General features: G+C 48.5%; 4 protein-coding genes. 1 reads left to right on the plus strand and 3 read right to left on the minus strand.

Annotated elements, in window-relative coordinates; all coding sequences use genetic code 11:
* Positions 1-49: 49 nt before the first annotated feature.
* The 3 genes from ACWVCM_RS08000 to ACWVCM_RS08010 all read right to left on the minus strand — a co-directional run bounded on the left by ACWVCM_RS08000 (position 50) and on the right by ACWVCM_RS08010 (position 3,069).
* Entirely contained in the window at positions 50-526 is a 477-nt protein-coding gene (locus ACWVCM_RS08000; RefSeq protein WP_455201207.1) for a hypothetical protein, read from the minus strand.
* A 404-nt stretch (positions 527-930) separates the two neighbouring features.
* Positions 931-2,088, minus strand: coding sequence for a hypothetical protein (locus tag ACWVCM_RS08005; protein ID WP_455201208.1), 1,158 nt, complete (start codon positions 2,086-2,088; stop codon positions 931-933).
* 120 nt (positions 2,089-2,208) lie between these two features.
* The gene (locus ACWVCM_RS08010; RefSeq protein WP_455201209.1) at positions 2,209-3,069 is read right to left on the minus strand and encodes a transglutaminase family protein; all 861 of its coding nucleotides are present in this window, start codon (positions 3,067-3,069) and stop codon (positions 2,209-2,211) included.
* A gap of 180 nt (positions 3,070-3,249) precedes the next feature.
* Between ACWVCM_RS08010 and ACWVCM_RS08015 the strand changes: the two genes are divergently transcribed.
* Positions 3,250-5,406: a transglutaminase family protein gene (locus ACWVCM_RS08015; protein ID WP_455201210.1), complete on the plus strand. Its 2,157-nt coding sequence runs from the start codon at positions 3,250-3,252 to the stop codon at positions 5,404-5,406.
* Positions 5,407-5,769: the final 363 nt, after the last annotated feature.

The raw sequence follows: 5,769 nt of genomic DNA on the forward strand, positions 1-5,769 counted from the left end.
ATCCTGCGCCATTCTTTCGACTCCTTCTTTGCTGAAAAATACACCATAATTAGTTGCTTAGCTCCGATCCCGATACTGACATTGGCGTTACCGAACAATACATTGTGACGAACGAGCCTTTCACAACAGGTATGGCATCGAAGCGCACATTATTAAGCTCAAAAGACTGGCGCTGATGGTGTTGCGTTGCTTTGCTCAGTACATTCTCGATTGCGGCTTGTGCTTCAGCGGTTGCCACACCAAGCGCAAAAATGGCAACCGCAGTGCAACGTGCTTTTGCTTCCTCGCGTAACGGCGGACTAAAATACGGCGAGCCGATTTTCGTTTGATTGCGATTGATCTCGACAGTCAACAACTGGATCTCCGATTCGGCGCTCCATTGCTGCGCCTCATCGTTCCCCTGCCAGCGCTTAATTTGAAACAGCGCGCGCTCATCGTTGATGAACTGCTTGATTTGCACCGGATCGTAAGCCGCCGCACAAGGCACCGTAAAAAACAAAAGCATTAAAAGCAAAATAGTACGCACCCGCGTTGATCCCCTGAACTTTAATAATGGTGTGTATTATCCAATATTTGAAAAGAACAGTCGATGGGCTGGAAATACATCTGCAAAAGGTATGTGATTGCTTCATGCTGCTTGCAATGACCGGAAAATCCCTCCCAACCTCCCTTTAAAAAGGGAGGGGTAAAAACAAATCCCTCCTCGGCAATTGCTCCTGCATTGCTCTCGGCGCTTGTTCCAGACAACGCTCTACCTCGTCCATCCCTGGACTCGTACCTCGCACTTCCCTGTGCTCGTAACCTCCCTTTACAAAGGGAGGGATGAAAAGCAAATTCCAACTGACGTTGCTTTTAAAAGGGAGGGATTAAGATCGCTTCGCCGGCGGCTCGCAATGCCGGGAATCCTTGGGGTTGGGAGTTATTGACAGGCTACAATTTGCTGATCGAATTTACGATAGCAGGCAGGATGACTGGTACAACCGGCATGATGATCGCGCCAAAAAATGCATTCAAGGATTTTAAGTCAAATGGCCAAACCGGGATCTGTTTCAGAAGATTGAGCCGTTCCTCTCTTAACTTGGTTAGCAGTGATAATTTACTTTCATCAGATCCACCTGCTTCGTTTAGTTCTTTGATATTATTTTCGAGCTTATAACAAACAGGTTGAATAAATGCTTCTTTAGCTTTCCACATAGCATTATGGGGTGCCCAAAGCGGTAAAAAAAATAATAATGGCGCTACCAGGGCATATGTTGCCAGCATCACCGGACCGCTAATGTCACCAAATAATCCGACCTCCTGAACAACCCATTTATCAATCACAATCAGCGACAAATAAATACCCGCCAGAAAAAGTATTATATTGAGGATTGACGTAACCCGGAAAATACTCCTCAATCCACACGCATTATCTGAATGCGCTGCATTTAATGTGATTGTGAAGCGTTTATCATTGAATAAATCATTGAGCAGTTTGGAAAAGACCAGGGCCCTGATGAAGAGGTTGAGCATCCAGTAACCCAATACCACCTGTACCCCGATTGCATACATTCCAATGCGAGTTAGTTTTTGCGAATGAAACATCCAGCTTTCAAAAGCATAATCCCTGACTTGTGGTAAATAAAATGATGTCATTGTTACCGCGATAACAATGGCTAAGACAGGTATCCACCAATGGTTAAACTGGTCATAAAACTCTTTTTTATATTTTTCCAGGAAAGCGGTATCGTTTGAGACTGGAATGGCGACTTTGCCAATTAGCTGATTGAAGAAAAGATCAGGAATCGCTTTGTAGTACACCAGGCTGAGCGCAATAATGAATGGGAACAGATAAAATGTGGAAAATGACCAACTGATATTTTCAATAAAGCTGATATGGCTAGACGACAGATCTCTTAAATGTTCACCTTCCTTAGCAATGGACCAGATAGTCATGGGAAGCGGAACCAGGAAAAAGAAACCAATACCCAGGGTAACCGGGCTAGCTTTTCTTCTTACCAGCCAGTTTAAAATAATTTCATTCTTGAATATATTTTCTTGTTGTTCTTGATTGTCAACAGTTCGACTATTCACGGTTTCAGTGGTCATTATTGCGCATCCTTTCTTCTTTTAACTTACTTTACGACAGCAATATTATCTGTGATGATTTGCCATCGCCTGTCTAACCAACCAACAGCACGATATCGACAAAAGCACGTTCCGTACAGTTCACAAGATTTTGAGATTTACACTGACAAACATACTGGGTCGCGGTTCGGGCTTACCCAGGAAAGATCCGGATACAGGCGGAATCGCTTCCGGGTGACGGTGATGTGCCACGGCAATATGATCATCAGCGACTAATAATCCACTGGTGGGATCGAATCCCCACCAGCCTGATCCCGGTAAATAGACTTCAGACCAGGCATGCGTGGATAGATGCTGGTTGTTGTTATCTGGAGCCAGCAACAGGTAACCGCTGACAAAGCGGCTGGCCAGTCCAAGTACGCGACAGGCTTCGATGAACAACAAGGCAAAATCACGACAGGAGCCGGAACCCATGATAATCGTCTGTTGTGGCGATTGCACGCCAGGTTCTTCACGTACCGTGTAGTTAAACTCTGACATAATCGTTTTATTCAATGTCTCGAGCAGACTAACGGTATTGACCAATTTACCCGGCTGATAAATTTTTTCCAGCCACTTTTGTACAACCGGATAGTCGCGGGGAAACACCGCCATTTGATACGGCATCAGATCAACCTGTTCCAGTGGATTGTAATGAAATGGGTAGTTCTGCGCCGATTCCTCCATGCCGAAGTCCAGGGGTGGCGCACCATAATGCTGCACCACAACTTTGCTGGTGATGTCCAGGGTCTGGCTCTTGTCAACAAAGTCTACCAGGGCAATGGAGTTGCTGTAGATATCGCGTGACCAGCGAATTTGATAAGTGGGTGAAATCGACAATTGCGAGGACTCGATGCGAACGTCGTGACCTTCGCGCGGACGAATATGTAATTTATGGGTATTAAATACGACCGGTTCGGCATATTCGTAGTGCGTGTTGTGGGTGATTTGGATGCGACGCATAAGATTATCCAGGTTTATTCTGGTGCATTGGTAGTTTGGTTCATTGCTACTAAGCATAACCAATATGACATGAATTACCAGATTACGCATCAAAAGCGTATACTGCTTTCTATACAATTAAGGCATGAGCCGACATACAGTAGTCACTCAGTAGTCACTGTATCGCGCCTGGCATGACAGATGGAACACTCGGTATTCAAGCAGATCCTTAACGCACAAGATGAACGTATTCGTACCCTGGGCGTCGATGTCTGGGTCGGTATGGAGCCCACCTTCACCCGGCGTTTCGCCGAAACCCCGGAGTGGTTGTCAGAAGCACTGGGTCCCGAAAAACAGGCGTACGCGTACCAGTTGTTAACTGAAATTAGTCAGCGTCATCCAGGTGGTGTGGTTTTACACACCCTGGGCAGGCAATACGCCGGCGAAGACAAACCGCGCTGGAGTGTGGGTTATTATGCGGCCCGCCAGCAGCAATTCACCTGGAAAGGACCAGCGGATCCTTTTCTGGTTTCGCCGGAAAAAAACCCACCGCCTGAAACACCCGTAAATATCAGGGCGTTCTGGCAAGCGTTACACACCGCATTGCAACGCAATGGCTGGCAATCCACCACGTTTTCAACCAAAGGGAACCTGAAATACCGCCTGTTGTTTCGCTGTGACGACAAGCCGGCGCTGGCAGACATCCAGGCCAAACCGCAACTGGCGCGCAGCTCGGTGCATGATCATAAAATCCCGCTGGAAGGCTTGATTGATGCGTTGGCACAAGCCGGTGATTTTTTAATCTCCCTGGATACACTGTCAATCAACCCGGAACATGCTGCTGGAAAATGCCTGGTGATCGAACTGCCGGCCTTGCCCACGGTGACTCTCTTTGTGCAACTACTGGAAGCGATTACGCATGCGGCCAGTGAAGCGAACGTTCCGTTTTTAATGCTGCAAGGTTTTCCACCACCAGTGGATGCCAGCGTCGCGTGGACAACCATTACCCCGGATCCTGCCGTGATAGAGGTTAACCAGGCACCGGATAAGGATAGCGCGCATTTTTATGAACGTAGTGAGCTGATATATAGTGCGGCCAGGACCGTTGAATTGTATCCCTGTCGCTTGCATTACAATGGTGTGGTCTCTGATTCCGGTGGTGGCGGTCAGTTTACGCTGGGTGGTACGGAGCCCCTGAGCAGCCCGTTTTTTCGCTACCCGCATTTATTGCCGCGCCTGATCCGTTATCTCAATGCACACCCGGCACTGTCCTACTGGTTTGCACCACCCTCCATTGGCAGTTCCAGTCAATCACCGCGCGTGGATGAAGGCTTGCGCGAATCGTTTACTGAACTTGCCATCGCGCTGGAGCAACTGGAAAAGAGTGAATCACCGTCGGCGGACTTCATCTGGCGTACCCTGAGCCCGTTCCTGGTGGACTCATCCGGTAATCCCCACCGCAGCGAATTGAATATCGAGAAACTGTGGAATCCCTATTTACCGGGGCGAGGTTGTCTGGGGCTGGTGGAGTTCCGCGCGTTTCGCATGTCGCGTAGCCCGGAATGCGCCACGGCAATAGCAGTGTTGCTACGCAGCATCGTGGCCATGTTAAGTCGGGAAGACAGGGTAAGCCAGTTGCAGAATCATGGTTCAGCGCTGCATAACAAATATGCCCTGCCGTTCTACATGCAGCAGGACTTACAGAGTGTGTTTCAGGATTTGGCACAGGCGCAATTGCCTCTGCATGAAACAATACAAAGCCTGCTGTTGCAGGAACCGGTGCGCTTTATCGGTAAAGCCGAGTTTCATGATTGTTATATCGAGCTGCAGCAGGCCCTGGAATTCTGGCCATTGGTGGGAGACGTGGCATCGCAGGAAGGTGGTGGCTCACGCCTGGTCGATGCCAGTACCACGCGTTTGCAGATTACCATCGGGACGGAATCGCGCAACCCGACGCAACTGGATGGTTGGGAAGTTAGGGTGGATGGTTACCGTGTTCCTTTGCGGGTGGAGCAAGACCCGCCGGATCTGATCAAGGTGACCGGTGTTCGTTATCGCCATTTCGAGCCAACGATTGGCTTACATCCCGGTATTGCCGCGCGCAATAACATCAGCTTTGTGCTCACACATCCCAACCGAGAAAAAGCGCTAGAAGTGACCTACCACGAATGGCAACCCCAGGATTTGCCGTATCCCGGTTTGCCTGCAGACATGGAAGAAGCAACACGGCGTCGCAACGAACGTTTTACTACCAGGGTGTTTCCTGTCAGCGAGTATAGCCAGCCGCAAAATCCACCCGACACGGCCATCGACGATTATTGTCTGGATCTGCGCCGCCTGATGATCAATAGCGAATAACACGATGCGAAGAAGTATCTGATATTAGCAACAACGATTCTCTGCACTCAATATTATGCGAGTATTTGCATTTCACCCCCTCCTTTGTAAAGGAGGGCTGGGGAGGATTTGCTTTTCGCTCCCCTCCTTTGTAGATTTGCTTTTTACCCCCTCCTTTGTAAAGGAGGGTTGGGGAGGATTTAAAAAACGACAACTCCTCCCCTGGGAGAAAAAAAATAAATAACGTCAAAAAATAATTTTTTCTGGTATTAGCAACAACGATTCTTTGCCCCCCCAATTTTATGGGAGTATTTGCTTTTAACCCCCTCCTTTGTAAAGGAGGGTTGGGGAGGATTTAAAAAACGACGACTCCTCCCCTGGGAC

The organism is Kaarinaea lacus, assembly GCF_975902315.1.